Source organism: Paenarthrobacter sp. 22069 (genome assembly GCF_052046035.1).
Taxonomy (GTDB): domain Bacteria; phylum Actinomycetota; class Actinomycetes; order Actinomycetales; family Micrococcaceae; genus Arthrobacter.
This window is the reverse complement of the sequence record NZ_JBQEQF010000007.1, coordinates 18,594-43,753: the sequence shown is the minus strand read 5'-3', so window position 1 is coordinate 43,753 and position 25,160 is coordinate 18,594. Positions and strand designations below refer to the sequence as shown.

The following is a 25,160-nucleotide window of genomic DNA, read 5'->3' as shown; positions in this document are numbered from 1 at the left end:
ACCATTAGGCTGGATAGGTGATTCCCGTTTCTCGACGAACTAAAATCAGTGCCGCGCTCCTGCTGTCCGCACTCCTGCCCCTGTCTGCATGCGCAACCATGCCTCCGGGGACCATCGAGGGTGCCCTGACCGGAATCGGAAGCAACGCCGGCCAGGGAGCAGTCAGTGCATGGGGCCTGTCGTGGGGAAGCTCGGTAAAGGGGACCTACGTCAGCTACTCCCCCGACGGATCCGCGGCCGGGCTGAAAGCGTTCCAGGACGGGCAGTCGCAGTTCGCTGTGGGATCCGCCCCGCTCACGGACAGCGAGGCTACCGCGGTCCGGGGCATGTGCACAACCAAAGGGGCCATGTCACTGGCTGCCGGCGTCCTGCCCGTGGGCGTTGCCATCAAGCTCAAGGGCGTAAACGACATGATCCTGGACGCCAAGACCCTTGCGGCGATCCTGCAGGGGGGCATCACCCGCTGGAACGATCCCAGAATCGCGGCCCTGAACCCGGAAAATGTTCTTCCTGACGTTGCCATCACTGTTCTCGTGCAGCAGGGGCCCGCGGACACTGCCCGTCCAGTTAATTCCTACCTCAAGGACGCGGGAACCGACTGGAATCCGGCTGCCCAGGACCGTTGGCCGGGCAGTGTAAAGGGGCAAACACCGTCTCCCCCATTGGATCTCGCGAACAAGTTGGATGACACCAACGGAGGCATCTCCATCCTTGACGGAAGCATCATCGGGAACAGGTTCGTCGCTGCCCAGCTTGTCTTTGACGGCAAGCCCCAGCGGCTGCAGGCATCCTCTGTCGTCGACGCCGTGTCCACGGGAAACGTAACCGCGTCATCGAACGCCGTCACCCAGGCACTCGACGGGCGCTCGGGTTATGGCCTGGGCACCGTTATCTACATATACATGTGCAGGGAGTACACCAATGACCGAATGGGCCGGCTGGCCCGCTCATTCGGTCAGAGCGTACTCAGCGAAGAAGCACAAAAGAACGCGAATGCATTCGCCTTCGTCATGTCGCCAAGCAAGAAGGCGGTGAACGAAGGGCGCGCCCTCGTCAATGCAATTGGAGACGGACAGTGAGTTTATTGCTAAGAAGTGTTCGCGGACGTTCCCTTCCCCGGCCCCTTCCCACCTTCGCGCTCCTGACGGCGATCTTCTTCCTGTTGTTTGGTCTCTGGGCCTTGGCAACACCCTTGATGGGCGTCCCCGACGAACCGGCGCACACGATCAAGGCGGCAGCCGTAGTCCGGGGCCAGGTCCTGGTTGAGGACGGCACCTCATTCGGCCACGGTGTGCACGTCCGCGTTCCCAACTACATCGCCAGTCTTCACGCCCAAAGCTGCTACAAGTTCAACAGGGCACAGGCGGCCGACTGCGCCGCGCCCATCTACGTCGACGACACCTTCACCAACATTGGTGTAACGTCCGCCGGCTCCTACAACCCGATGTACTACTGGATAGTAGGGCTGCCTACCCTGTTTATGTCCGGCGCCCCCGCAATCTACGGCATGCGCCTCGTCAGCGCACTCCTGTGCGCGCTGTTCTTCGCCGCCGGGTTCACAGCCTTGACAGAGCTGCGGCGACCAAAGTACGCCGTCCTCGTCGCAGCCCTTGCCATGACCCCCATGGTTCTGTTCCTCGGCGGGGGCATCAACCCCAACTCGTTGGAGATTGCCGCCACAATGGCTGCCTTCTCAGGTTTCGTCGTCGTCCTGGACAACCGAAGGGGTACCAAACGCGTGCTGCCCGCCCTGGCGACCGTCGCTGCCGCAACAGTGGTGCTCGCAAATGCCCGGCAAATATCGCTGGTGTGGTTGCTCTGTGCCCTCATCATCGGAGTTTGCTCATTCAAGCTGCGCAGGGTCGTGACCGTCTTCAGTGACCGAAGAGTACTGACGGCGGTGGCACTGGCAGTTCCGGGAGCCCTCCTGGGCCTGCTGTGGATGTACATCGCAGCGAACGGACCCGCAAACGTGGGGGTCGCTCCGGAAGGTATTGCCAGCCCACATCCCGACGCCCCCCTTTACAGGGGCTTCATAATCATGCTTGACCAGACTTACGACTTCTTCCCGCAATACATCGGCACGATGGGCTGGCTGGACACGCCGGTCCCCGAACTGGTTGCGCTCGTCTGGGGAGGCCTCATGATTGCAGGCCTTGTGGTCCCCTTCTGCGTCCGTCCTCTGCGCAACTGGACAGGTTACTGGGTGGCGCTGGCCATGCTGTACCTGGTCCCGGCGCTCCTGCAGACCGCATTGTGGCGCGGAATGGGATTCATTTGGCAGGGCCGCTACACGCTTCCCTTGGTGGTCGTTCTGTTCATCAGCGTGGGGCTTGGCCTGCGGAAGCTGCGGTTTCCCGGCGGCGCTCTGGCATTGCGAATTTCCCGGGTCGTCTTCTGGCTCATCGTGGCCTGCCACACGCTGGCCTTTGTCTACGTCCTGCGCCGCTATGTCGTCGGCATCAGCGAAATAGCCAACTGGCAAACCCTGTTTTCGTCACCGCACTGGCAGCCGCCCATGGGCTGGCTGCCCCTGACTGTCCTGTACCTGATAGTGACAGCGGCCGGAGCTTTGCTCCTGTTCCGTTATCTTCACCCCGGAGTTCCCCTGACGAAGGGAACCCTGTCCCGGAGCAACAGAATCCAGCCCAGTGCAGGGCCTGTGGCAGACAAGGCAGAAGAAACCATCGGTCGGGAGCCTGCTCCGTCAGGTGCTCCTTCTGCACCCGGCGCGCAATTGAGTGCCGGCGGAACCCTGCGGCACGAACACTAGGCTGACAGGAGTCATTCCCGCCGGTTCATGGCGCCTTGTCGTGACGCTTTCAAAGGTAATGGGCGCTGCCGTAGCACCAGAGAATCAAGGCGGAAAGCGCCGTGGGCCCCTGTGCCAAGCATGGGCGCGGCCAGGGAAACCAACCACCACTCGGAGTTGTCTCACCGCCGGCGAAGTTGCAAGCCCGCAGAGGGCCACACATGCTGCCTTACGAGCGGGCAGCTTCCGGTGTACGCCGGAAAATCCAGTGCCGGTAGAGGAAGTAATTCCACCCGGTCGTCAGGATGGTGGCAGCTGTCTTGCCAATGACGTACGTCCAGCCGACAGCGTCAAACCCCGTGACTATGAGGTCGCTGATCACGATGTTGACGATCACCAGCAGGATGTACTTCAGCGCGCTGATGCTGCCACTGTTGTTGGCGCGGAAAGTAAACAGGCGCTGCAAGAGGAAGTTGAAGACGAGGCTCACAACAAATGCGATAGGAGTGGCTATCCAGAGGGGGACGTCGAAGATCTCGTGAAGGATGGCAAGCAGCCCAAGATCCAAGGCGAAAGAAACGCCGCCAACAAGCAGGAATCTGACCACCGGATGCCGGTAGAGTCCCATGACGATCCCCGGAACAGCTGGAACAGCTTCAACGGGTGTTTCCGGCGGCGAAGGCATGCCTGGCGGGGGTGTTGGCACGGTTGGGCTATCCTCTCATGGTTGCGGAGTGTTCAGCCTCTGCACAGCCCGCCTCCACGCATCCTTAAAGCTATCACGCCTGGCCCGTTGACCCTTGCCCATGAAGGATGGCGGGCAAGCCCATTCGCGTGGGGACGCAGGGCGTCCAGTCCGTTGTCCAGGTCTTTGCGCCGGATGGCCAATTGACGGCAGTTGATTTGCACGGCCGAATTCTTGTGTACATATGAGGACCCGGCTGTTCCGACGGAACTCCTGGAATCTCCGTGGGATGCAACGACAGGACCGGGCAGCGGAAAATAATGGGATGAGTCCAGGATGGGAAGCTTTGGCCTTTCGCGGTCAGGTCCCGCCCCGCCGTCGTGCGCCAGACTCCGCCATGTGAAGTGGGAATGGGCTCATTCCTGGTAAAGCTCCACGTATGCTTTAAACCACCATGCGAACCTCCTTGCTCCTTCATAAACCAACATCCGCCGTCCGCAAATTCAGCGCCGTCCCGTCACAGCTTCACGTGCTTCTTATCGCGTGGCTTCTTATTGGCGCGGCCAGCACAGTCTGGTGCTTTGCATCCCCATTGATGTCGGCTCCCGACGAGGCAGCGCATACGATCAAGGCAGCAGCTGTTGCCCGTGGTCAGTACGGCGGGACGAGCTCTGGAGTACAAGGAGAGCTATTGACAGTAGAGGTTCCCAAGTACATCGCTGAAGTCCAAAACTTCAACTGTTACGCTACGCATCCTGAAATAACGGCCAACTGCTACCAGCCCACGGACGGTGCCGACCGCACGCCCGTCAAAGCAACGACTTCGGCCGGGAATTACAATCCCGTCTACTACGCAATTGTGGGGCTTGGTAGTCGGGGTATTGCAGGCGAACCTGCTCTTTACGCAATGCGTATTATCAGTGCGTGGGTCACCTCATTTTTCCTTGCTGCCTTCTTTTACGCGGCGAGCTGTATGCGTAAAAGCCGATATATGCTAATTGCCTCAGCGGTTTCCGTGACTCCCGCCGCCCTCTTCCTTTCCGGCGCAGTGAACCCCAACGGGTTGGAGATCGCAACGACGGGCGCTTTTTATATGGGCCTTTGCGTAATGCTTGAGAACGCGGGGAAGTCCAGGCCCAGCTGGTTGACAACCGCCATCGTTGTAATTTCGGGAATTCTTTTGGCCAACACCCGGCCGCTTTCACTGCTGTGGCTGGCACTTGCAGTTATGGCGGCCGTTATTGGTCATTCCCGGTTTGCGCTGCTTGCCTTACTGAAAGCTAAGAGGTTTCAACTCTCCGTCGTCTTAGTCAGCGTCTCATGCCTATTCGCCGTCTGGTGGACCCTAACTGCCCATAGCCTGGACAGCCTCTTCGCTGTGACACCTCCGCTGCCCGCCGACGAGGCCGCCATCCTTATGCTGGATCGGACAGTGGGTTACATGCGCGAATATGTAGGCGTCCTGGGTTCCCTTGACACCGCTCCCCCGGCAGCAGTCGTCTACACGTGGGTCCTTGGGTTTGGTTGGCTGCTCATGCTGGCCTTTACGGCCCGGCCAGTGAAACTCCGCTGGCCGGTGGCCCTGACAACTATTGCTGTTCTCGCTGTACCTCCCGTGCTTCAAGCGGGTTCCAGCGAGACAGTGGGGTGGATTTGGCAGGGCAGATATGCACTGGCTCTTGTAATTCTGCTGATTCTCGTTTCGGGGAGGGCCGTCCGGTTCCGGCCATTCAACCCATCGCCTTGGTCCGCCTCGCTAATCCGTTGGAGTCTCGTGCTGGGAGTCCTGGCCCACGCATACCTCCTTTTGCAGGGGTTGCGCCGATACACCGTTGGGTTACATGGGGACCACATCAACTGGACTGAAATGTTCGAACCCCAGTGGCAGCCTCCCATGTCATGGCAAGGGTTGGCCGTTGCCTACGTGATCGTCTTGTCCATTGCCGGGCTCTGTCTTTACCGACTCTTGATGACGCCGCAGCTTGCACCGCAAACACCGGGAAATATGTCCAAGGTGGCGAAATGAATAGTCGCCCCCAACAGATTTGGGGGCGACTTCCATTACGGCTGCTTCATCCCTTAATGGTGAAGATTGGTTTCCTGCTCCATGTCAAAGCTGACACGCCACGCCTCCATAGAGACCAGATCAGTAAGGGCTGAACGATAGTCCGCCGCCAAGCTGTCCCAGTTCCTGTAGAGCGCTGCGTGCTGGAGGGCAGACTCCTTAAGCATCTCTTTCAGTTTCCTGGGATCGCGCTTATACCAAGAGGCGGCGGTCCCCTCGGCGTTGGACACTACGACCGAATCGAACTGCGCCGTACGGAACCACCTGTTGTCCACATGGGCAAGGTAACCCTGGGGTCGTTCGAGCGAGTCCGCGGAGGGCTGCTTGAGCAACTGCCGGGCCACTGTCTTCAGGCCCCACTTGACCATGTCCTTCTTGGCGGGCATCTGGCTGTCGGCCTGCCCCGACGGTCCCGCTCCCAGGGGAGGTGCGGGGAAATCCTCTACATCTTCACGCAGCTGCGCATCAGGAAAGGAATCCCGCAGCTTGTTGATGCTTTCGAGCTTGGTGGCGAGGGACGGATGGAGGTGGGACGGACCAGTCATCAGGTCCGACCTCGCCGTCAGCCGGTTGCGGACAGTGAAGTACTGAAGCGAAACAAGGTGCTTCACGTCTTCCTGGAAAGATTCCCGCAACACGGAACCGCCCTTCGGCTGGGGGCTGTGGAGGAGGGCAGTTATCAGGCGGTTCCGGTTATGGAAATATGCCTGCCAGCCAACCAGGTCGTCCTTATCAATCCACGAGATGTGCCAGAGCGCCGCGCCGGGGAAAGAAACAGTCCGGTAGCCGGCAGCCCGGGCGCGGAGCCCATATTCCGAGTCGTCCCACTTAATGAACAAGGGCAGCGGAAGGCCGATGTCGCGTATAACCGAAGTGGGTACCAGGCACATCCACCAGCCGTTGTAGTCGACGTCGACCCGCCTGTGCAGCCACGGCGTCTGGCGGAGGTTGGACACGCTGAAATCGTGCCGCATCTGCATGTCCTGGTGAGGCTGGCTTGGTGAGAACCGCCGGGAGTCGATCGTCTCGCCCATTGAATACAGCGTGCTGCGGCTGTACAGATCGAACATGTGGCCGCCCACGATAGTGGGCTTCCGGCACCGGCCGGAGAAGGCCATCATGCGCAGGATACTTTCCGGCTCCATCACGACGTCGTCATCAAGGAGCAGAACGTAGTCGCTGCCGTTTTCCACGGCTTCATACATGCCGCGGGCGAACCCTCCGGAACCACCCAGGTTCGCCTGGTTGATGACCCTAAGCTTGGGACCGATGAGGCCTGCCACTTCGGCAAAGCCTGGTTGGTCGGCAACCTTATCCGTGCCCTGATCAACAATCAGCACTTCCTGTGCCAACTCGAGCGCTTCCGGGTGTTCTGCCAGGGCACGGACGTTGGCGAGGCAGAAGTCCGGCTTGTTCATGGTGGTGATCTGAATGGTCACCGTTTCGGCTGCTCGTTCTGCTGGCGTCCCCTCCCAGCGGGCCTCGCCCAAGATAAGGTCGCCGCGGCTTGAGGCCACGTCGAACCAATACCATCCGCCGTCACCAAAGGGTTTGATGGAAAGATTGAATTCGGTTCTTGCGTCACCGTCGACCCGCTTTCCATCGACACGTTGGATGTTTCCGCGGGCGTTTGATTTATATACGGTGATGGACCCGTGGCCGGAGGTTTCAACCACCAGACGAACTTCGCGCAGGTGGGTCCATCTGCGCCAGTAGCTGGCAGGAAAGGCATTGAAATACGTCCCCAGCGAGATTTGCTCTCCTGAACGCACGCGGAGGGAATAACGGGACAGAAGGTCGTCGAAATGCACCTCCCGTTGGCTGGAGCCAACAAGTTGCAGTTTTTCCTCTGCCCGTTTGGGATTCCGCGCCGACTCGTCACTTTCCCGGAAGCGTATTCCTGCTGCCGGGCCGGGGTCCGCATAGAGCGACATCGTGTCCACTCCGGACTCGGGCGGGAATATCACCCGCTGGAGTGTCGCCCAGTCCGGCGAACCGATCATGCGTCGACTCCCCCGCTTTCAAGCTGCACGCCGCTTTCGAAGTGCGGCCGGATCTTGTTATCGAACATGCTGAGCGCCGAACCGATGGCCATGTGCATGTCCAGGTATTTGTATGTGCCCAGACGGCCACCAAACAGGACGTCCTTTTCCGCCGCGGCCAGGTCGCGGTATTTGAGCAACCGCTCCCTGTCCGCAGAGGTGTTGACCGGGTAGTAGGGCTCGTCGCCCTTCTCAGCAAAACGCGAGAATTCGCGCATGATGATCGTCTTCTCGGTCTGGTAGTCACGCTCGGGGTGGAAGTGGCGCGGTTCGATAACGCGCGTGTAGGGGACGTCGTCATCGTTGTAGTTCACAACGGACGTGCCCTGGAAGTCACCCATGTCCAGGACTTCTTCCTCGAAGTCGATGGTGCGCCAGGAGAGGTCGCCCTCGGCGTAGTCGAAGTACCGGTCCACCGGACCCGTATAGACCACCGGGATGTTGCCCACGACTTTGTTCTTGCTGTACTCGTGCGACTCATCGAAGAAGTCGGTGTTGAGCCGGACCTCGATGTTGGGGTGCTCCGCCATCTTTTCGATCCAGGCGGTGTAGCCGTTGGTCGGCAGGCCCTCATACTTGTCGTTGAAGTAGCGGTTGTCGTAGTTGTAGCGAACGGGCAACCGGGAAATGATGCCTGCCGGCAGATCCTTGGGGTCGGTCTGCCACTGCTTGCCGGTGTAGTGCTTAATGAAGGCCTCATACAGCGGGCGGCCGATCAGTTGGATGCCCTTGTCATTCAGGTTTTGCGGATCGGTGCCTGCCAGTTCCCCGGCCTGTTCCTGGATCAGCTCACGGGCCTGTCCCGGGGTCAGGTTGGCGCGGAAAAACTGGTTGATCGTGGCCAGGTTGATCGGCAGGGAGTAGACCTCGCCCTTGTGTACGCCGTAGACCTTGTGGACGTAGTTGGTAAACGTCGTGAACCGGTTGACATACTCCCACACGCGCTCATTGGAGGTGTGGAAGAGGTGCGCCCCATAGCGGTGCACCTCGATTCCGGTCTGCTCTTCCTTTTCGCTGTAAGCGTTTCCGCCTATGTGGTGGCGCCGGTCGAGGACAACGACCTTCAGGCCCAGTTCGGTGGCGGCCTGCTCTGCGATTGTCAGGCCAAAAAAGCCGGACCCTACGATGACAAGGTCAGCGGTCACAAAATCTCCTGGTTCGAATGCGGGCAGCGCAATGGTGCGCATTGTCTGCTGCTCTAGCCTACCCGAGGGACTGTGCGGCCCGTCGAATCAGGCCTCGTGTGATGCTGCACACGAGCTTGCGGCTTTATCCACATACGGCGCGATGCGGCTGGGACGTGCTTCACCCCTTGGTTAGCGTGTGGGTACAAGTACGAAGGACCCCAACGCATGACGCTTAATTGCACCCTGGTCGCTGGCCCGGGATCCGGCCTGCAGCCATCACTGGAACTGTCCATCGATGTTCCCGGGGGCACACCCGGCCACGCGATACATGAACAGTTGGTGGGCAAGTTCGGCGCGGGCGCCGTCACAGTCGATGGCGAGGACCTGCGTTCCCTCGTCGTCGGCGTTCCTCCCCTTGTTGAGGCGGCGGTGCTCGTCGACAGCGGGTCCGCGCCTGCCAGCACACGGAGCCGGCGCCGGGTTGATGAAGTTGCCGCGACACTGGCCCTTACCGTGGACAGCGGAGCTGCAGCGGGAACGGTCATGCCGCTTCGCCGTGGCAGCTACAGCATTGGCCGCAGCGGTACGCGGATCGTCATTCCGGACCCTGAGCTCTCCCGTGAACATGCACGCGTCGTCGTCACGGACACGGACATCATCCTGATAGACCTGGACAGCGCCAACGGCACCTTTGTCGACGGCGAAAGGATCCGCAATGCCGTCATCACCACCGACTCCAGCATCAGGTGCGGGCAGTCCTGCTTGTCACTGGTGTTTGCCGACCTGCCGGGAAGGGTTCTTGAAGACGCGGGCAAGTCGGTCGCGCAACCTATCGTGGTCCGAGGCCGGGTCGACCCGGGCAACCGCCTGGTCCTGCTTCTGACGGCCTTGCTCCCGCTGGCCATTGGAATACTGCTGGCCGTGTTCACAGGTATGTGGATGTTCCTGGCATTCTCTGCTGCTTCGGTATTTTCCGTCCTGATACCGGCTGCCAGCGGACGCCGCCAGCGGCGGGAATTGTCGCTGGCGGTACGGGACGCTGTCCGGAAAGACAGGGACCGACGACGGCGGTCCGCACCTTCCCTTCCCCTGGTGGCACTTGCGGCCGCGGAAGCTGCAGGGACGGGCAGTTCCGACCCCGGCGACGGCGTCTGGTTGCGGCTTGGACTGGCAGAACAGGCGGCGAACGTGCGAATTGAAGCAGCAGGCGGCGATAAGCCCGTTCCCTCGGCCGGCATGGTGCCTGTCCTCCTCGACCCCGCACGTCCGTTAACCACTGTGGTCGGCCTGCGCGTTGCCGTTAATGGCAGCATCAGGTCACTGCTCATGCAGCTGGCGGGGTACCCGGCCGGGTGCAGGACGCATGTCCTGGTCCATGGGCTCCCGGAAGACCTGCCACTCGCCGCCCGGTTTCTTTCCGGGGTGACTCTGACCTCAGGAACTCTCGCGGGTGTGGACGCAGTTAAGGGCAAACTTCCCCAAGGCCGCGAGCGCGGAGTCCTTTTGCTGTTGGGAGAAGGCTCTACGGCGGCCGGGAACCCGGTCCGTGAAGCGGCCATTCAGCAGGGGTGGCGCGTTCTTCACTTCCTGCCTTCGGAGGGTGAGTGGCCTGAAGCCGACGTCCTGTTGTCGAACCGGAATTCGGTCCTGCGGCTGGATGGCCACCAAACCGGCTTCGTCGCTGACCTTGCGCCGGAGGATGTGTTCACCAATTTCTGCCGGTCGCTGGCAGGTAGCAGGCGCTGGAATGCGGAACAATCGAATTGTTTTCCCTCGTCCTGCAGCCTGGACGACATCCTGCCCCTGACGGCCGGCGCCACGGTCGAACGGTGGAACATCAGTGGGCGGGACGACAGACTGGCGGTACCTGTGGGCGTCAGCGCGGCCGGAACCAGAACGGTGGATCTCCAGTCCGATGGGCCGCACCTCCTGGTTGCGGGCACCACCGGTGCTGGAAAGTCCGAGCTCCTCCGGAGCTTCACGCTTGCACTGGCAGTGAGCTACCCGCCCGAGCGGGTCAACTTCTTCTTCATCGATTTCAAAGGAGGTTCGGGACTTGGCCCCCTCAGCGGGCTTGTCCACTGCGTTGGGCTGCAGACGGACCTTTCTGTTCCGGAACTGGAGCGGACACTGACGTCACTTCGAGCCGAAGTCCAACTGCGGGAGAGACGCCTTGCTGCGGCGGACGTTCCCGACATCTCCACGTACCGAAACACGCCGTGGGCACACGAACTTGTCCTGCCGCACTTGGTCATCGTTATTGATGAGTTCAGGATGCTCGTTGATGAAGCTCCGAAGGCCCTCCGTGAACTGATGCGCGTAGCATCCATTGGACGGTCGCTGGGCATCCACCTGGTCATGGCAACCCAGCGGCCACAAGGAGCCTTGACAGCCGACATCCGTGCGAACGTCACCTCCAGCATCGCCCTTCGGGTGCAGTCCGACATGGAATCGGTCGACATCATCAACTCCAGGGCGGCGGCCGCCATCAGTGTCGACACCCCCGGTCGGGCTTTCCTGGCCCGCGGGACGGAGCCGCCTGAGGAGTTCCAGGCGGCGTCCCTCGCTTCCGCGGGCGCGGGATCCCAACTGCCGGGAGTCGCCGTCCACCTGACAACGGAATACCTCACCCGGGGGCCGAACCACCCCGCCATTGCTGCACCCACTCCAGTGACTCCGGCACAGGCCGTGGAACCGCTGTCAGCAATGGTGAGGAGTCTTTGTGCTGCCCGGGACACGCCGGCTCCGAGGAGGCCTGTCGCTCCTCCCCTGCCGACGGAACTGGACGAAAGTGCTCCGGACGATCCGGCCGGTTCTGCAGTCCCTGGATGGCGGTGTCCCCCGCCCGTGGACTCGTGTGGCCAGGTAACGCTTGGCTTGATGGATTTACCTGCCGAACAACTGGTAAAACACTTGGGTTGGCAGCCTGGTGTCCATAGCCACGCGGCCTTCATTGGCAGCCCTGCTTCCGGCGCCGGAGGATCCTTGGAAATGACCATTGGACGGCTGATGGCGAGTCCCCGGGAAGCGCATTTCTACTTCCTCGACGGCACTGGAAGCTTCTCGGAGCTCGCCCGCGAAAGCCGGACAGGTGCGCATGCGGTAATCCACGATCTTCGGCGAGGGGTACGCGTGCTGGAGCGACTTGTCGAGGAACTGGGCCGGCGCCTGGCCCAGCCAGCGACTGTGCGCGTACCTCTCACCGTCGCCATTTCCGGTTGGGGCTCCTGGGTTGCCGCTTTCCGGTCCGGGCCGTTGGCCTGGGCGGAAGACCTGGTCCAGGACCTCGTCCGCGACGGCGCCATGGCTGGAATTACCCTGTTGCTGTCGGGAGAGCGGGAGCTGGTTACCGCCAGATTCTTCGCCGCCATTCCAAACCGCTTCTACTTCCCGGCTGGATCCACAGAGGAAAGCCGCGCACTGTGGCCCAGGATGCCTGCCACTGCGGGAGTCGAAGGCAGGGCTGTGGCCTTCGGCCCCATCGCTGGAGGTGGCCCCGCTGTCTGCCAGTTTTACCGACGTCCAGCCCGGGACGGCGGTGACGTGAACACTGCCAAACACCCGAGGGCCTCGTCGCCCCCGTTTCGGGTGGATCCCCTACCCGCCCTCATCACGACAGGACAGGTGGCAGCCTTGGCGGCATTGACGTTGGCACAGCCTTCAACGCCGCCGGACAAGGCGGTATCGCGACCTTTGGACGGGAAACCACGTCGCAGCGGTGGAAGCAGCGCGTCAGGCCAGGTCCCGGGAGACCGCAGGCATCATCAGGAGGTCATCCTGGGTGTGGCCGGGGACGAGGCGGGCGCAGTCTCCGTCCGGCTTCCGCGTGGGGGCGTCGTCGCGGTTCTTGGCAACCCCGGAAACGGCAAGAGCAACACCCTGCAGGCCTTGGTGGCGCTTAATCCTGAACAACCGTGGTGCATGCCTTCTGAATCTCCGGAGTCCACGCCAGACTGTTGGGGTGACCTGCTCCTGCAGGCTCAGGGAGGCGTGCTGCCACGGGACGCAGTGCTGCTCGTGGATGACGTCGACCTGCTTGGCCCGCCCGCGTGGAGGGCGCTGGAGCAGTTGAACGCCTTGGGCCATTCGCTCGTGGTTGCCGCCGCCTACAGCCCCGCACTTATCCAACGTGTTCCACTCATGATGGGCGCGAGGACTTCAGGGGTCGGACTGCTGCTTGGCCCTCGATCCTCTGCCGACGGGGACTTCTACGGGGTCCGCTTCGAAGTGGAGCCACACTCCCCGCCGGGAAGGGGTGTCCTCATTTCTTCCGGCACTTCCCAAGCGCTGCAGGTGGCCTGGGCAGGCGCGGAAGAAAAGGCTTCCGGGACCGGCTAAGGGCTCATACTTCCCGCCCGCGGAACAGCGCTCCGACTAGTCTTCCGGGCTGGTTGGAAACATCAACCGGCCACTGCGGCACCTCAGAGGGTGGGAGGTGCGCTACCTGTCCGGGAGGCGTGGTTGATCACCTTGTTGGAAAACAAAAAGACAATCGCGACGACCGCCGGAACCAGCATTGCCAGCCCGGCCAGGACCAGCCCGCTGGTCAGGGCCGGCACTCCAATGGTCAGGACGAACAATTGTGCCACCAACGCAGCGGCCCGGGTCCAGCGGTACCCACGGTAAAGAAAGACAGCCACAGCGAACAGCCAGGCCGAAAAGGCCAGCAGGAGGCCGAGGGTGAAGACAGCGCCCCAGAACGACAGGACAGGGCTTCCCGAGACCAATTCGTATGCATACCAGCCCGCAGCAGCGAGAAGTGCGGTGGCCTCAGCAGCCGCCACAAGGGACACCACCTTTGCCGCACCGGGGACAGCGGCCGGCCGGCCACCGTCCTGATGGTCCGGCCCGTCAGGGCTGTCGGGAGAAGATGCACTGCCTGCTGGTTCTGCGGGGGGTCTTGACACACTGGCACCCTACCGGACATAGTCTGACACTGGTGAGGGCAGGAGCCGGCACTGTGATGCATCGCTCAGGTTTCGAGGGATATCGTGCGTTCTTACCCCTTGTTTACACAGCGTTAACATGACAGGCTTGATGCAGATGACCAAGGGGGCCCCAGAGGGCCCTTTTCCTTTGTAGCCACTAGTGAATAATTTCACAAAGGCACTTCCCAGAAATGGAGCAACTGATCAGCATGGATTGGCGTAACCGCGCAGCGTGCCTCGACAAGGACCCGGAACTGTTCTTCCCCGTTGGAAACACAGGCCCTGCCCTCCTGCAGATCGAGGAAGCCAAGAGCGTCTGCCGCCGGTGCCCGGTTGTGGACACCTGCCTGCAGTGGGCCCTTGAATCCGGCCAGGACGCGGGCGTATGGGGCGGTATGAGTGAAGACGAGCGCCGCGCCCTCAAGCGCCGCGCTGCCCGTGCCCGCCGCGCCTCCTAGCACGGCCAGCCACACGTAAACCTCCCGGACATGGCCCAAAGCCAATCGGCCGGACATCGCAAAGACCCCGGGACATCCCACACTGGATTGTCCCGGGGTCTTTCGTTGGCTTAGCCGCTGGTAACTCGGCTGTGGTCTCCGGAATCAGGCAGAGGCCACGCCTGGCCGGTGCCTACTTGCCCGCCAGGCTGAGCCGGATCTTGACCTCGGTCCCGCCGCCGTCGCGGCGTTCCCACGTGATGGTGCCGCCCAGTTCGCTGGTTACCAACGTGCGCACAATCTGAAGCCCCAGCCCCTCGACGTGCGGAGTCTGCGGTAGTCCCACGCCGTCGTCGGCGATGGTCACTGTCAGTTCTTCACCGTCTTCCGCCTCAGACCGGTCAGCAACCAGCCACACTGTTCCTGCCCTGCCCTCAAGCCCGTGCTCAACCGCGTTGGTGACCAGTTCGTTGATGACCAACGCAAGCGGCGTGGCCAAATCGCTGGGAAGCTCACCGAACGTTCCCGAACGCTCGGTCCTGACCTGTTGCGACGGCGACGCCACCTCAGCCGACAGGCGGAACTGGCGCCCAATCAGCTCGTCAAAATCAACGCTCTGGGTCAGGCCCTGCGACAAGGTTTCGTGGACCAGGGCAATGGTCGCAACCCGGCGCATGGCCTGCTCCAGCCCCTGCTTCGCCTCATCGCTCACCATGCGCCTCGACTGCATCCGCAGGAGCGCAGCCACGGTCTGGAGATTGTTCTTGACCCGGTGGTGGATCTCCCGGATGGTGGCATCCTTGGTCACCAGCTCCATCTCACGCCGTCGCAGCTCAGAGACGTCCCGGCAGAGAACCAGCGCACCAAACCGCTGCTGTTCATCCCGGAGCGGAATCGCCCGCAGGGACAGGCTCACTCCACGGGACTCAATCTCGCTGCGCCACGGCATACGTCCGGTAACCACCAGCGGCAGGGTCTCATCAACCATGCGCCGGTCCTTCAGGAGGCCGGCGGTTACCTCCGCAAGCGAGCGTCCCTCCAGGGATTCGCCGTCACCCAGGCGCCGGAAGGCAGAGACGCCGTTGGGGCTCGCGTACTGCACCACGCCGTCGGCATCGAGCCGGATCAGCCCGTCCCCCACACGGGGCGCACCCCGCCGGGACCCGGTGGGCGAGGCAAAGTCAGGCCACAGCCCCAGCGTTCCCATCCGAAGCAGGTCGTAGGCGCACTGGCGGTAGGTCAGCTCCAGCCGGGACGGCATTCGCGAGCTGGACAGGTCCATGTGGGTGGTGACCACGGCAAGGGTACGGCCGTTCCGGACCATGGGGACGGCCTCCACCCGCAACGCCATTTCGCTGTTCCAGTTCGTTTCACTGGAGCGCTCGATGGACTTGCTGTGCCAGGCCTTGTCCACCAGGGGCTTCAGGTCGGAGCGGATCCCCTCCCCCACAAAGTCGCTATGGAAGGCGGTATGCGTGGTGGAGGGGCGCACGTGGGCCAGGGCAATATAGCCAAGCTCAGGGTGGGGGAACCACAGCGCCAGGTCCGCGAACGCAAGGTCAGCGACCATCTGCCAGTCCCCCACCAGGAGGTGCAGCCATTCGGCATCGCCCGGCCCGAAATCAGCATGTTCCCTGATAGGGTCCGTAAAGATTGCCACTGCACCTCCATTTGCGACGCCGCACCGCTAGCGCCGGACGATTGACCTCAAGAGCCTCAATGCTACCGACAGTGAAGCCATGTCGTCGGCCTCGAGCGCATTCACCTCATCGAACATGCTCTTCGCCCTGCCCAACTGCTCGGCATTCTGCCCTTCCCAATCCTTGAGCCGCGCCTCGGGCGCGTCCGTGGCGGAGGTGGCGTCCAGCACCGCCGTCGTTATGTCCGAGACGGTGGAGTACAGGTCATCCCGCAGGGCCGCGCGGGCCAGGGCCTGCCACCGGTCCTGCCGGGGCAGGCTGCTGATCCGTTCGAGCAGGGAATCCGCGTGGAACCGGTTAAAGACGGTGTAGTAGACGGCAGCGATGTCCTCGACGCGGTCCTTCCGTGTCCGGGCAATCTTGGCGACATCCAACAGCACGAAGCTTTCGAACAGCTCCGCCCAGCGCAGCGCGAGGTTCTCGGGAAGGTTCCATTCGCGTCCCTTCTCCAACCATTCGGCCACCCGCTGCCGGTCATCGCCACGCAGGTAGTCCAGGAGGCGGGCGCGCATCGGATCCATCAGCGGCTTGAACTCGCCCACCACGTCCGCGATGGGGCGCGACACGCTTTCCTGGCTCAACAGCCACCGCACTGCCCGGTCGAGAAGCCGGCGGATGTCCAGGTGGACCGTGCTCCAGTGCTCGGTGGGGAACGAAGCAGGCAGGCTGTTCAGTTCGGCCACCATCGCATCGAGCTCATAGACCTCCCGCAGCGCCACGAAAGCCTTCGCGACAGCCACTTCGCTGGCCGATGTCTCCTCCATGACGCGGAAGGCGAACGTGATTCCACCCAGATTGATCATGTCGTTGGCCACCACGGTGGCAATGATTTCCCGGCGCAGCGGGTGGGTATCCAGCTCCGCGTCAAAACGTTCACGCAGCTGGTGCGGGAAGTAGGAACGCAACGTGTCCCGGAACCAGGGGTCATCCGCGAGGTCGCTGTCCCGGAGCGCCGAGGCAAGCTCGATCTTGGCATAGGCGGCCAGCACCGACAGCTCGGGAGAGGTGAGGCCCTGCCCTTGCTGCAGCCGTTCGCGCAGGACTTCTGTGGTAGGCAGCGCCTCCAGGTCCCGCTTCAGGTCTGCGCTCTTCTCCAGCCAGTCCATGAGCCGTTCATAGCTGGGGCTCCATTCCGCCACCCGGGTCCGGTCGTTCAGGAGCAGGATGTTCTGGTCGATGTTGTCTTCGAGGACCAGCCGGCCGACCTCGTCTGTCATGGATGCAAGGAAGTCTGCGCGTTCGGCCTCAGGCAGCTTGCCCGCGGCGACCATCCGGTCCACGAAGATCTTGATGTTCACTTCGTGGTCGGAGCAGTCGACGCCGGCCGAGTTGTCGATCGCGTCGGTGTTCAGGATGACCCCCTGCAGGGCAGCTTCAATGCGTCCGCGCTGGGTCATGCCCAGGTTGCCGCCTTCACCGACCACTTTGACCCGCAGGTCCCGGCCGTCGACACGGATCGCATCATTTGCCTTGTCGCCCACAGACGCGTTGGTCTCCGAGCCCGCCTTGACGTACGTCCCGATTCCGCCGTTGTAGAGAAGGTCTGCCGGTGCCAGCAGGATGGCCCGCAAGAGCTCGGGCGGACTCAGTTCGGAAGTCTCCGCGGACAGCCCCAGCGCGCTCCGCACCTGCGGGGATAGCGGAATGGACTTGGCTTGCCGGGCAAAGACCCCGCCGCCTTCACTGATCAGCGACTTGTCGTAGTCGTCCCACGAGGACCTGGGCAGCTCGAACAGCCGCTGCCGCTCCACAAAGGAAGATTCCTCGTCCGGGTTGGGGTCCAGGAAGATATGGCGGTGGTCGAACGCGGCCAGGAGGCGGATGTGCCGGGAGAGCAGCATGCCGTTGCCGAAAACGTCCCCTGACATGTCTCCCACACCCACCACGGTGAAGGGTTGCGTCTGCGTGTCCAGATCCAGCTCACTGAAATGCCGCTTGACCGATTCCCAGGCACCCCGGGCGGTGATGCCCATTGCCTTGTGGTCGTACCCCACCGAGCCGCCGGAAGCGAAGGCGTCGCCCAGCCAGAACCCGTACTCCGCGGACAGGCCGTTTGCGATGTCCGAGAACGTCGCGGTTCCCTTGTCCGCCGCGACCACAAGGTAGGAGTCGTCGTCGTCATGCCTCACAACGTTCGACGGCGGGACGAGCCGCTCGCCGCCGGCTTCGGTAACGAGGTTGTCAGTCAGGTCCAGCAGCCCGCGGATGAAGGTCTTGTAGCTTTCAACCCCTTCAGCCATCCAGGCTGCCCGGTCGACTGACGGGTCCGGAAGCTGCTTGGCGAAGAAGCCACCCTTCGCCCCGGTGGGGACGATGACGGCATTCTTGACGGTCTGCGCCTTCACCAGGCCCAGGACCTCGGTGCGGAAATCCTCGCGCCGATCGGACCAGCGGAGGCCGCCGCGGGCGACCTTGCCGAACCGCAGATGGGCACCCTCCACCCTCGGGGAGTAGACCCAGATTTCGAACATGGGCCGCGGGAATGGCAGCCCTTCAATCTGTGCCGGATCCAGCTTGAAGCTCAGGTGTGGCTTGTCCTGGTAGAAGTTGGTGCGGAGGGTGGCCTCGATGAGGTTGACGAAGGTGCGCAGGACGCGGTCGGCGTCGAGGGTGGCAACTTTCTCGATGGACACTGCCAGTTCCTGCCGGACGGTCGTCTGGGCTTCCCCGCGGCCGCCTTCGCCGATGGCGGGATCAAAGCGGGCGGCAAAGAGTGCCGTCAGGCCCCGGGTCACATCCGGGTTGGCCAGGAGGGTGTCCGCCATGAAGCCGAAGGAGCTGCTGTTGCCCATCTGGCGCATGTACCTGGCGTAGGCCCGAAGCACCGTGATCTGGCGCCAGTGCAGGCCTTCGCGCAGAACCAGGCGGTCAAAGCTGTCAGATTCGGCAGCACCGGTGACCGCCGCACCGAATGACTCGGCAAGGAGCTCACCCGTGGACACCGGATCCACCCCGGCCGGGTACTTCAGCCCCAGGTCATAGAGGAAGAAGTCCCGGTGGTCGGCTGTTTCGATTTCGAAGGGGCGTTCATCAAGGACTTCAAGTCCCAGGTTGTGGAAGTACGGCAGGATCTGGCTCAGGCTCTTGGGCTCCAGCATGTAGAGCTTGACCCTGGCGTCTTCCTCCAGCGTGGCGCCGGCCCCCTCAGGAAGGTACACATGGACGCCGGGCCGGTCCTGACGGGCGCCGGTGTTCCTCTCGGCGGCCGCACCGTACTTCTCGAAGCGGGAGATGTCTTCCAGCGCGTCTTCGACTTCGTAGTCCACCCGGTAGCTCGCGGGAAACGCCTCGGCCCAGATGGCGGCGAGCTGCTTGGCTTCGGCCGGGTCCCGCCCCTCACGCAGTACTTCCGCGATGCCTTCGCTCCAGGACCGTGCCGCGCGGACCAGCCGCTTTTCCAGTTCGTCGCTGTTGACGTGGCTGACGTCGGCGTCCTTGGGCAGCCGGATGCGGAAGAACAACCGTGCGAGGGCTGATTCGGTCATGCGTGCCTCGTAGTCGATCGACACCGCCTGGAACGTCTCGCGGAGTTCCTGCTCGATACGGAGCCTAACGTTTGTGGTGTACCGGTCGCGGGGCAGGTAGACCACAGCGGACATGAACCGTCCGTAAATGTCAGGCCTCAGGAACAGCCTGGTGCGCCGCCGTTCCTGCAGCTTCTGAATACCGAGCGCCGTTGCCGCCAGATCGGGAATTTCGATCTGGAACAACTCATCACGGGGGTAGGTCTCCAGGATTCCCAGGAGGTCCTTGCCGGAGTGCGAGTCCGGTGGGAAGCCTGCGCTCTGCAGCACGGCGTCGACCTTTTCCCGGACGATGGGAATGTCGCGGACGGATCCGGCGTAGGCGCTGGTGGCGAAGAGTCCGATGAAGCGCCGCTCGCCGTTGACGTTGCCTGCGGCGTCGAAACTTTTGACGCCAATGTAGTCCAGATAGGCCGAACGGTGAACCGTGGAACGGGAATTGGCTTTGGTGATCACAAGGGCGCGCTTTTCCCGCGCCTTCTTGCGGCCGGTGTCGGTAAGGTGCTGGATGTGCGGGGAGTCGGCGGCCGCCCGCAGCAGCCCCAGGCCGCTGTCCTCACGCAGTTCCAGGACGTCCTCGCCGTCGACGTTGAGCAGGTCGTATTCCCGGTAGCCGAGGAATGTGAAGTTCCCGTCGTCCAGCCAGCGGAGCAGGTCCTTGGCCTGCCGCAGCTCTACAATCTGCGCCGAATTTGCCACCTGGTCCAGGCTTTCGGAGATCTCCAGTGCCTTTTGGCGCATCTTGGACCAGTCCTCGACGGCCGCCCGGACATCCTTCAGCACGCGGGTAAGGCCTGCGAGGAGCGATTGCTTGGCGTCGTCGGACACGCGGGAGATTTCGACGGCGATCCAGGACTCCATGTGCGAGGCGTCTTCACCCTGCGCGATCAGGTGGGAAAGGTTGGGCATGGCTGCCGTATCCCCGCTGGAGATTCCCAAGTGCGCGGGAACCCGGTTGACCTTGACCAGTTCACCGGTTTCGCGGTTCCGGGTAGCGACGAAAAGCGGGTGGACCACCAGCTTGATGGCGGCGTGCTGGCGCACGAGCTCGGCGTTGACAGAGTCGACGAGGAACGGCATATCGTCTGTGACGACAAAGATGACGCTGCTGTCCTCTTCGTCGTTAATCGAGATCTTCGCCTGTCCGGGCTGCCGGACAGCCGCCGCGGCCCGGTGCTGGCTGGCCCGCGCCTCAAGGACATCGCGGGGGTAGCTTCGGGCATCCTCCTCAGCCAGGTGCTGGTAGTAGTCCCCCATGAAGCCTTCAAGGCCTTCAATGGAGAGGGGCTGGTCCTCCACGCTGGATCCAGACGACATCGACAACGCCTCCATATGAGATATTCGCCGCACCTTTGCAGCTCTTATGGCGAGCCTAGTCGTTTGCCCTTCACCGTGGTGTGGAAGAAAATACAGAGGATTTCGCTTTTCGCTGGCCGGATGCACAAACCAAGGCTCGGATCGCACTTCTCAGCGGAGACTCCGGGCAGGCTTCGAGAAGGAGCGAGCCAGCCAGGAGGGCTGCATCCGCGGCTGCGGGATCGTGGGGAATGAAGGCGGAAAGCCCGGTGGCCGGTCCGTATCGTTCCCATGCGTCCCGCAACTGCCGCTCCGGGCCCCGGCCCACGGCGGAGGCCCGCACCTTGTTCATGACGACAGTCGGTGACGCCTGGGGAACTGCCGCCTCCAGCTCAGCGAGACCGCGAACCATGCGGGGAACACCCACGGGGTCCGCGGCACCAACAGCGTAGACCGTGTCCGCCAGTTCCAGGGGGCGCAGTGTGGCAGCATTCCTCCGAGGCGCCATCGTGTCGAAACTCAGTTCCTCATCCGCCTCCAGGCAGAACCCGGTGTCGACCACGACCACGTCGGCCACCTGCCGGGCTCGTTCCAGGACCAGCGACAAGGCGGCGGCCCGGAGTTCCGTCCAGCGGTCTGCCCGGGTTATGCCCGTTAACACCCGGAATGTGCCGGAGGACGTGGCGACTCTGGTTGCCACCTTGCGGAGGCCATCGGCGTCCAGCAGACCCTGGTCGGCAAGCCTGCACGCCTGGGCCAGGCCGGCTGACTCATCCAGTAATCCAAGCACGGCCGCGACGCTGGCGCCGTAAGTGTCGGCGTCGATCAGCAGAACGTCCTGCCCCTCCGCCGCCAACTCGCCGGCGATGTTCACCGCGATCGTGGTTCTTCCCGGGGACCCCGCCGGACCCCAGACGGCCACGACCTTTCCGCTTCCGGAACTCTCCGTGCCAGGATCCGGCTCCACGGGTTTCGTAACCAGGGCAGCGCCGGTGTCAGAACCTGCACTTAGGCCTGTTGGGCGGATGGCTCCGGTCAGCTGCGCCACAGCCTCAGCGATCCTGTCCGACAGCTGGGCGGACTCAACCCCAGTCACAGCGGAGGCAACACCGATCTTCCGGAGCCGGGCTGCCTCCTCTGCGCTGTCAGTCAACGCAACCACCGCAACGCCAACAGCCCCAAGGCGGTCCACCAGGGAGGCGGTCAGTCCCTCGGACCCCTCAGCCACCACTGCGGCCCTGGCCAGGCCACTTTGGCAGGCCGCGAGCAGCTCGGGAAGTTCCGCGCACCTTCGCACCACCGTGACCGGACCATGCAGCCTCTCGAGTCCGCCCACCAGATCCTCGCGGCTTTGCCCCACGGTGACGACGGGGATGCTCACTTGGCTCCACCCGGGTTCCACACAACGGAGATCTTCGCCTCATTGGCCTGGGCACCCAGCAGGGCAGGCATCTGCTTGTCATCCACCAGGACCATCAACACCGTGCTCTTTGAGGACCCAAGGGCAGTGGACCCGCTGGCAACCTCAGCGATTTCGGCCCCCGGGAGAATGAGTTTGGGTTCACTGAACCCGTTTTTTGCATCCGGCTGGGCGACCCAGACATCGACGCGGGCTCCCGCGACGGCCTGCGACGGCAGCGTCTGCTCAATATTGAGGGCGACAGGTTTCCGGTCCAGCTCGTCGACCTCACCGAGGCTTGCCCGTGGAACCAACTGGTCCTTGGCGATCCTTTGCATGGCCACGACGCCCTGCGGCAGGCCCGACTCGACGGTGATGTAGTGCTGTTCGGTATCGCCAAGCCGCACTTTAGCCCGGACGACGTTCTCCTGCGTCAGCCGTTCTCCGACCCCGATTCCCTCCCGCGCCGCATAAACCTCCGTGGTGCGGTCTGCGCTGCCAACGAGGTAGATGACACCAGCGACGGACACCAGGACCAGGAGAACGCCCACCAACAGCCGGGGATCCCTCCACGAGGGCCGTTTAAGCCGTGCTGCAGTGGCATTTGCATCTGGAACCATACCGTTCTCCCCCTAGGCATCCCGGACCTCCACCCAGTGGCCCGGTTTCCTCATTGTTGCCGCAAGGCCCCCTGAACAAAAGTCATTTTCTTAAATGCCGCCAAACTGTGGATAACAGCCCCAAAATGCGTCATTTGGTGGCAAAATAGGTGCATGCCAAGGTTCCTCACCCTCGCGGATGTCGCGGAGCAGCTCCAGATCAACTCGCCTGCCGCTTACGCCCTGGTCCGCAGCGGCGAGCTCAAGGCCATCCAGGTGGGCGGCCGCGGCCAATGGCGCGTCGAAGAGAAGATGCTGGAGCAGTACATCGAGGAACGCTATGCCGAGGCCAGCCGCATGATCCGGGAATCGCGCTCCAAGTCGGTCTAGCCCGCCGCTGTGGCGCCCGATTTGTTCGATCTGACCATCGCCACCACGGCGAACGGGATGGCTGATACCTGGCCCACACTGCTATTTCTTCGCGCCTCGCCCGGTATCACGGCGGCCAGGTCCAGGTGATCGCTCCCGACCCGGTCGATGACGCCCGCCAGCCGCGTGGTTCCGGCTCCGCCACCGATCGTCACCACCAGCTCTGCGCGGTCCCGCGCCAGGCCCCGCAGCGAGTGGGCAAGTCCGAGTGACCGGCGGACACGCGACTTCTCTGCCCGCACATGCCTGCCCAGCCCTGTATAGCGCGCTGCGGCCCAGTAGGGAATGAGCACTTGGTGCTGGCCTTCGTCCAGCACCAGCGCGTCCGCACCCGCATGCACCAGCTCCCCCTGCACCGAATCACCGCAGAGCAGGTGGACGCCGATCCTGCAACCGATCGTTGCCCGGAGCCGGTCTTCAAGCGGCAGGCCGACCATCTCGGCCCGTGCCCGCTCATTGACCTCCGTCTCGAGGGCCAGGCGATCGATCTCCGCCAGCTGGCTTTCCATGTCGTTGAAGAGTGCATCCCAGCGCATCCCGTCAGCGTAGGGTCCCCTTGTCCGACCGTCAACGCCCGCAATTTTTCTCTACAACGTCTGGACAAACATCCGACGCTGCGCTCAGACTGTTCAAACAGCAGCAAACTGCATCAAAATGCATCGAAAGAGGAAAAATGGCAGGTTTCGTTGGCGGAAGATGGTTCGATGCAGCCATGGCCCTGGCAGTGCTGGCACTGGGCATTCTGCTTTGCCTCCTCGGGGCGGGCCTTCTCACACATTGGAAGGTATCCGCGGCACATCACCACGAGGCGTCAACCGATGTCCTCCTGGCAGCAGCATCAGCGGCCGCAGGCCTTGCCCTGCTGCTGTGGTGGACCATCTCGATCCTGGGCGCCGGAGCAGCAGTCCTGCTGGAACATCTGGGGGAGCACGGCGCTGCCGCGGCCGCACGCAAGCTCTCCCCCGCCTTCATGCAGCGGGCCGTGGTTGCCGTCCTGTCGCTCCAACTCGTCACGGGTGTTGCGGCACATGCGGCACCGGTTCCACCGACGCCCGAATGGACGCCCACCCAGGCACGGTCATCCTCGCCGTCAATCCCTGCGGAAAGCCCGGATGGAGCCGGGTACGGCGGACGCGGCATGTCCGCGGGCAGCAATGGCCAGCCACAGTTCGTCCCGGAGTGGAAACCATCAGCAAGCTGGGAAGAACCGGACCCGGAACCGGCAGGAACAGGCGCCGGCCCACAACAGGCCTCCACGCTTGACCCTGGATGGCAGCCTGCTGTCCAGGTGGTTGAGCCCGGTCTGCTGGTCGCACCCCAAACCAGGACCCTCCCGGATACCGGCGTTGCCGGCCCGGGCGGCAGCTCAGGGGAAGTCGCAGTTCTCGCCGGCGACACGCTGTGGGACATCGTGGCGAACTACCTGGGCCCCGAAGCGTCGGATGTGGACATCGCTCTCGAATGGCCCCGATGGTACGCCGCCAACCGTGCGCAGATCGGCGGAAGTCCCGATGTCCTGTTGCCCGGCCAGGTCCTCCAGGCACCCACAGCTCCCTACCGCTAAGAACTCCGGCACGTCCACCCACAGCCGGCCGAACCAACCAGACGAAAACGCCAGCCAGCTCAACACAGCCAATCAACCAAGGGGAACACCATGACCGCAGTGACACCTGCACGGGCCGGCCGGGGGCTGGCCGCCGACACCAGGGATGGCGGGAGGAGCATCGGAAGCAAGGCAACTGCGTCCACAGCACCGAAGCCGCCAGATCAGTCGGCCGGGACCGTGCTGGCGCCGCTGCGGCCCGTCAGCGAGGCCGCTGAAGTCCGCGCCATCACGCGCGGCACGGTTCAGGCCTCCATGGAGGTCCTGGCCGGAATCCGTCCTGTCCACCAGTTGGCGCGCCGGCTGGACCCGCGCTGCCTGGCAGCGCTGCAGCACCGGGCGGCACTGATCAGGCGCGAACTTACCAGGACCGGCAATCCTGCCCTGGCCCGGCTCCACCGGAATTCAACAGTCCGGTGCGTACGGGTCTGCGAGGTGGCTGACGGAATCTACGAAGCCAGTGCCGTGGTGGTGGATGATGTCCGTGCCCGCGCCGTCGCTGTCCGGCTTGAGCGCAGCAAGCAAGTCTGGCGGATCGTTGAACTCGTCATTGGCTGAGCCACCGGTGGTGTGC

At 63.1% G+C, this 25,160-nt stretch carries 17 protein-coding genes; 8 read left to right on the top strand and 9 right to left on the bottom strand.

Translation table 11 applies throughout. The features are described from left to right. Positions 1-17 precede the first annotated feature (17 nt). Together ACTJK0_RS07270 and ACTJK0_RS07265 are read left to right on the top strand one after the other, a co-directional pair. Positions 18-1,079 (top strand): substrate-binding domain-containing protein, encoded by a 1,062-nt coding sequence (locus ACTJK0_RS07270; protein ID WP_440744127.1) that lies wholly within the window; start codon positions 18-20, stop codon positions 1,077-1,079. Beyond that, positions 1,076-2,773: a DUF2142 domain-containing protein gene (locus tag ACTJK0_RS07265; RefSeq protein WP_146228542.1), complete on the top strand. Its 1,698-nt coding sequence runs from the start codon at positions 1,076-1,078 to the stop codon at positions 2,771-2,773. The genes ACTJK0_RS07270 and ACTJK0_RS07265 overlap by 4 nt, the downstream gene beginning before the upstream one ends. A gap of 208 nt (positions 2,774-2,981) precedes the next feature. Here ACTJK0_RS07265 and ACTJK0_RS07260 read toward each other — a convergent pair whose 3' ends face one another. Further along, on the bottom strand, positions 2,982-3,458 hold the full coding sequence (locus ACTJK0_RS07260) for a GtrA family protein (protein WP_440744128.1): 477 nt from the start codon (positions 3,456-3,458) through the stop codon (positions 2,982-2,984). Between the two features lie 433 nt (positions 3,459-3,891). Between ACTJK0_RS07260 and ACTJK0_RS07255 the strand changes: the two genes are divergently transcribed. After that, positions 3,892-5,463, top strand: a complete 1,572-nt coding sequence (locus tag ACTJK0_RS07255; RefSeq protein WP_440744129.1) for a DUF2142 domain-containing protein — start codon at positions 3,892-3,894, stop codon at positions 5,461-5,463. Positions 5,464-5,516: 53 nt separating this feature from the next. On the opposite strand, the gene ACTJK0_RS07250 is transcribed toward ACTJK0_RS07255, so the two are convergent. Both ACTJK0_RS07250 and glf read right to left on the bottom strand, forming a co-directional pair. Then, a complete protein-coding gene (locus ACTJK0_RS07250; protein WP_440744130.1) occupies positions 5,517-7,505 on the bottom strand; it encodes a glycosyltransferase in 1,989 nt (662 codons plus the stop codon). Then, entirely contained in the window at positions 7,502-8,689 is a 1,188-nt protein-coding gene (gene glf / locus ACTJK0_RS07245) for a UDP-galactopyranose mutase (protein WP_440744131.1), read from the bottom strand. The genes ACTJK0_RS07250 and glf overlap by 4 nt, the downstream gene beginning before the upstream one ends. Before the next feature lie 207 nt (positions 8,690-8,896). Between glf and ACTJK0_RS07240 the strand changes: the two genes are divergently transcribed. Continuing rightward, positions 8,897-13,009, top strand: a complete 4,113-nt coding sequence (locus ACTJK0_RS07240; protein ID WP_440744132.1) for an FtsK/SpoIIIE domain-containing protein — start codon at positions 8,897-8,899, stop codon at positions 13,007-13,009. Between the two features lie 83 nt (positions 13,010-13,092). Here ACTJK0_RS07240 and ACTJK0_RS07235 read toward each other — a convergent pair whose 3' ends face one another. Continuing rightward, positions 13,093-13,578: a hypothetical protein gene (locus tag ACTJK0_RS07235; protein ID WP_110541118.1), complete on the bottom strand. Its 486-nt coding sequence runs from the start codon at positions 13,576-13,578 to the stop codon at positions 13,093-13,095. A 230-nt stretch (positions 13,579-13,808) separates the two neighbouring features. On the opposite strand from ACTJK0_RS07235, the gene ACTJK0_RS07230 reads away from it, so the two are divergent. Then, positions 13,809-14,057 (top strand): WhiB family transcriptional regulator, encoded by a 249-nt coding sequence (locus ACTJK0_RS07230; RefSeq protein WP_003804966.1) that lies wholly within the window; start codon positions 13,809-13,811, stop codon positions 14,055-14,057. Between the two features lie 172 nt (positions 14,058-14,229). Here the strand turns inward: ACTJK0_RS07230 and ACTJK0_RS07225 are convergent, their stop codons facing one another. The 4 genes from ACTJK0_RS07225 to ACTJK0_RS07210 all read right to left on the bottom strand — a co-directional run bounded on the left by ACTJK0_RS07225 (position 14,230) and on the right by ACTJK0_RS07210 (position 22,575). After that, positions 14,230-15,696, bottom strand: coding sequence for a PAS domain-containing sensor histidine kinase (locus ACTJK0_RS07225; RefSeq protein ID WP_110541119.1), 1,467 nt, complete (start codon positions 15,694-15,696; stop codon positions 14,230-14,232). Between the two features lie 27 nt (positions 15,697-15,723). Beyond that, positions 15,724-20,577: an NAD-glutamate dehydrogenase gene (locus ACTJK0_RS07220; protein WP_440744133.1), complete on the bottom strand. Its 4,854-nt coding sequence runs from the start codon at positions 20,575-20,577 to the stop codon at positions 15,724-15,726. 70 nt (positions 20,578-20,647) lie between these two features. Beyond that, entirely contained in the window at positions 20,648-21,937 is a 1,290-nt protein-coding gene (locus ACTJK0_RS07215) for an AAA family ATPase (protein ID WP_440744134.1), read from the bottom strand. Then, a complete protein-coding gene (locus tag ACTJK0_RS07210) occupies positions 21,934-22,575 on the bottom strand; it encodes a hypothetical protein (protein ID WP_110541122.1) in 642 nt (213 codons plus the stop codon). The genes ACTJK0_RS07215 and ACTJK0_RS07210 overlap by 4 nt, the downstream gene beginning before the upstream one ends. 153 nt (positions 22,576-22,728) lie before the next feature. On the opposite strand from ACTJK0_RS07210, the gene ACTJK0_RS07205 reads away from it, so the two are divergent. After that, complete coding sequence (locus ACTJK0_RS07205) at positions 22,729-22,944, top strand: helix-turn-helix domain-containing protein (protein ID WP_110541123.1); 216 nt, start codon at positions 22,729-22,731, stop codon at positions 22,942-22,944. On the opposite strand, the gene ACTJK0_RS07200 is transcribed toward ACTJK0_RS07205, so the two are convergent. After that, a complete protein-coding gene (locus ACTJK0_RS07200) occupies positions 22,941-23,519 on the bottom strand; it encodes a hypothetical protein (RefSeq protein WP_110541124.1) in 579 nt (192 codons plus the stop codon). The two genes, ACTJK0_RS07205 and ACTJK0_RS07200, sit on opposite strands and share 4 nt — an antisense overlap. A 137-nt stretch (positions 23,520-23,656) precedes the next feature. Between ACTJK0_RS07200 and ACTJK0_RS07195 the strand changes: the two genes are divergently transcribed. Next, positions 23,657-24,547, top strand: a complete 891-nt coding sequence (locus ACTJK0_RS07195; RefSeq protein WP_440744135.1) for a LysM peptidoglycan-binding domain-containing protein — start codon at positions 23,657-23,659, stop codon at positions 24,545-24,547. 90 nt (positions 24,548-24,637) lie between these two features. Beyond that, the gene (locus ACTJK0_RS07190) at positions 24,638-25,144 is read left to right on the top strand and encodes an Rv3235 family protein (RefSeq protein ID WP_440744136.1); all 507 of its coding nucleotides are present in this window, start codon (positions 24,638-24,640) and stop codon (positions 25,142-25,144) included. Positions 25,145-25,160 lie beyond the last annotated feature (16 nt).

What these genes read in the sequence shown, in the direction of transcription:
- ACTJK0_RS07250 (WP_440744130.1), bottom strand. Translation starts at nt 7,505, where the DNA reads ATGATCGGTTCGCCGGACTGGGCGACACTCCAGCGGGTGATATTCCCG.
- ACTJK0_RS07205 (WP_110541123.1), top strand. Translation starts at nt 22,729, where the DNA reads ATGCCAAGGTTCCTCACCCTCGCGGATGTCGCGGAGCAGCTCCAGATC.
- ACTJK0_RS07255 (WP_440744129.1), top strand. Translation starts at nt 3,892, where the DNA reads ATGCGAACCTCCTTGCTCCTTCATAAACCAACATCCGCCGTCCGCAAA.
- ACTJK0_RS07190 (WP_440744136.1), top strand. Translation starts at nt 24,638, where the DNA reads ATGACCGCAGTGACACCTGCACGGGCCGGCCGGGGGCTGGCCGCCGAC.
- ACTJK0_RS07195 (WP_440744135.1), top strand. Translation starts at nt 23,657, where the DNA reads ATGGCAGGTTTCGTTGGCGGAAGATGGTTCGATGCAGCCATGGCCCTG.
- ACTJK0_RS07210 (WP_110541122.1), bottom strand. Translation starts at nt 22,575, where the DNA reads ATGGTTCCAGATGCAAATGCCACTGCAGCACGGCTTAAACGGCCCTCG.
- ACTJK0_RS07220 (WP_440744133.1), bottom strand. Translation starts at nt 20,577, where the DNA reads ATGTCGTCTGGATCCAGCGTGGAGGACCAGCCCCTCTCCATTGAAGGC.
- ACTJK0_RS07240 (WP_440744132.1), top strand. Translation starts at nt 8,897, where the DNA reads ATGACGCTTAATTGCACCCTGGTCGCTGGCCCGGGATCCGGCCTGCAG.
- ACTJK0_RS07230 (WP_003804966.1), top strand. Translation starts at nt 13,809, where the DNA reads ATGGATTGGCGTAACCGCGCAGCGTGCCTCGACAAGGACCCGGAACTG.
- ACTJK0_RS07200 (WP_110541124.1), bottom strand. Translation starts at nt 23,519, where the DNA reads ATGCGCTGGGATGCACTCTTCAACGACATGGAAAGCCAGCTGGCGGAG.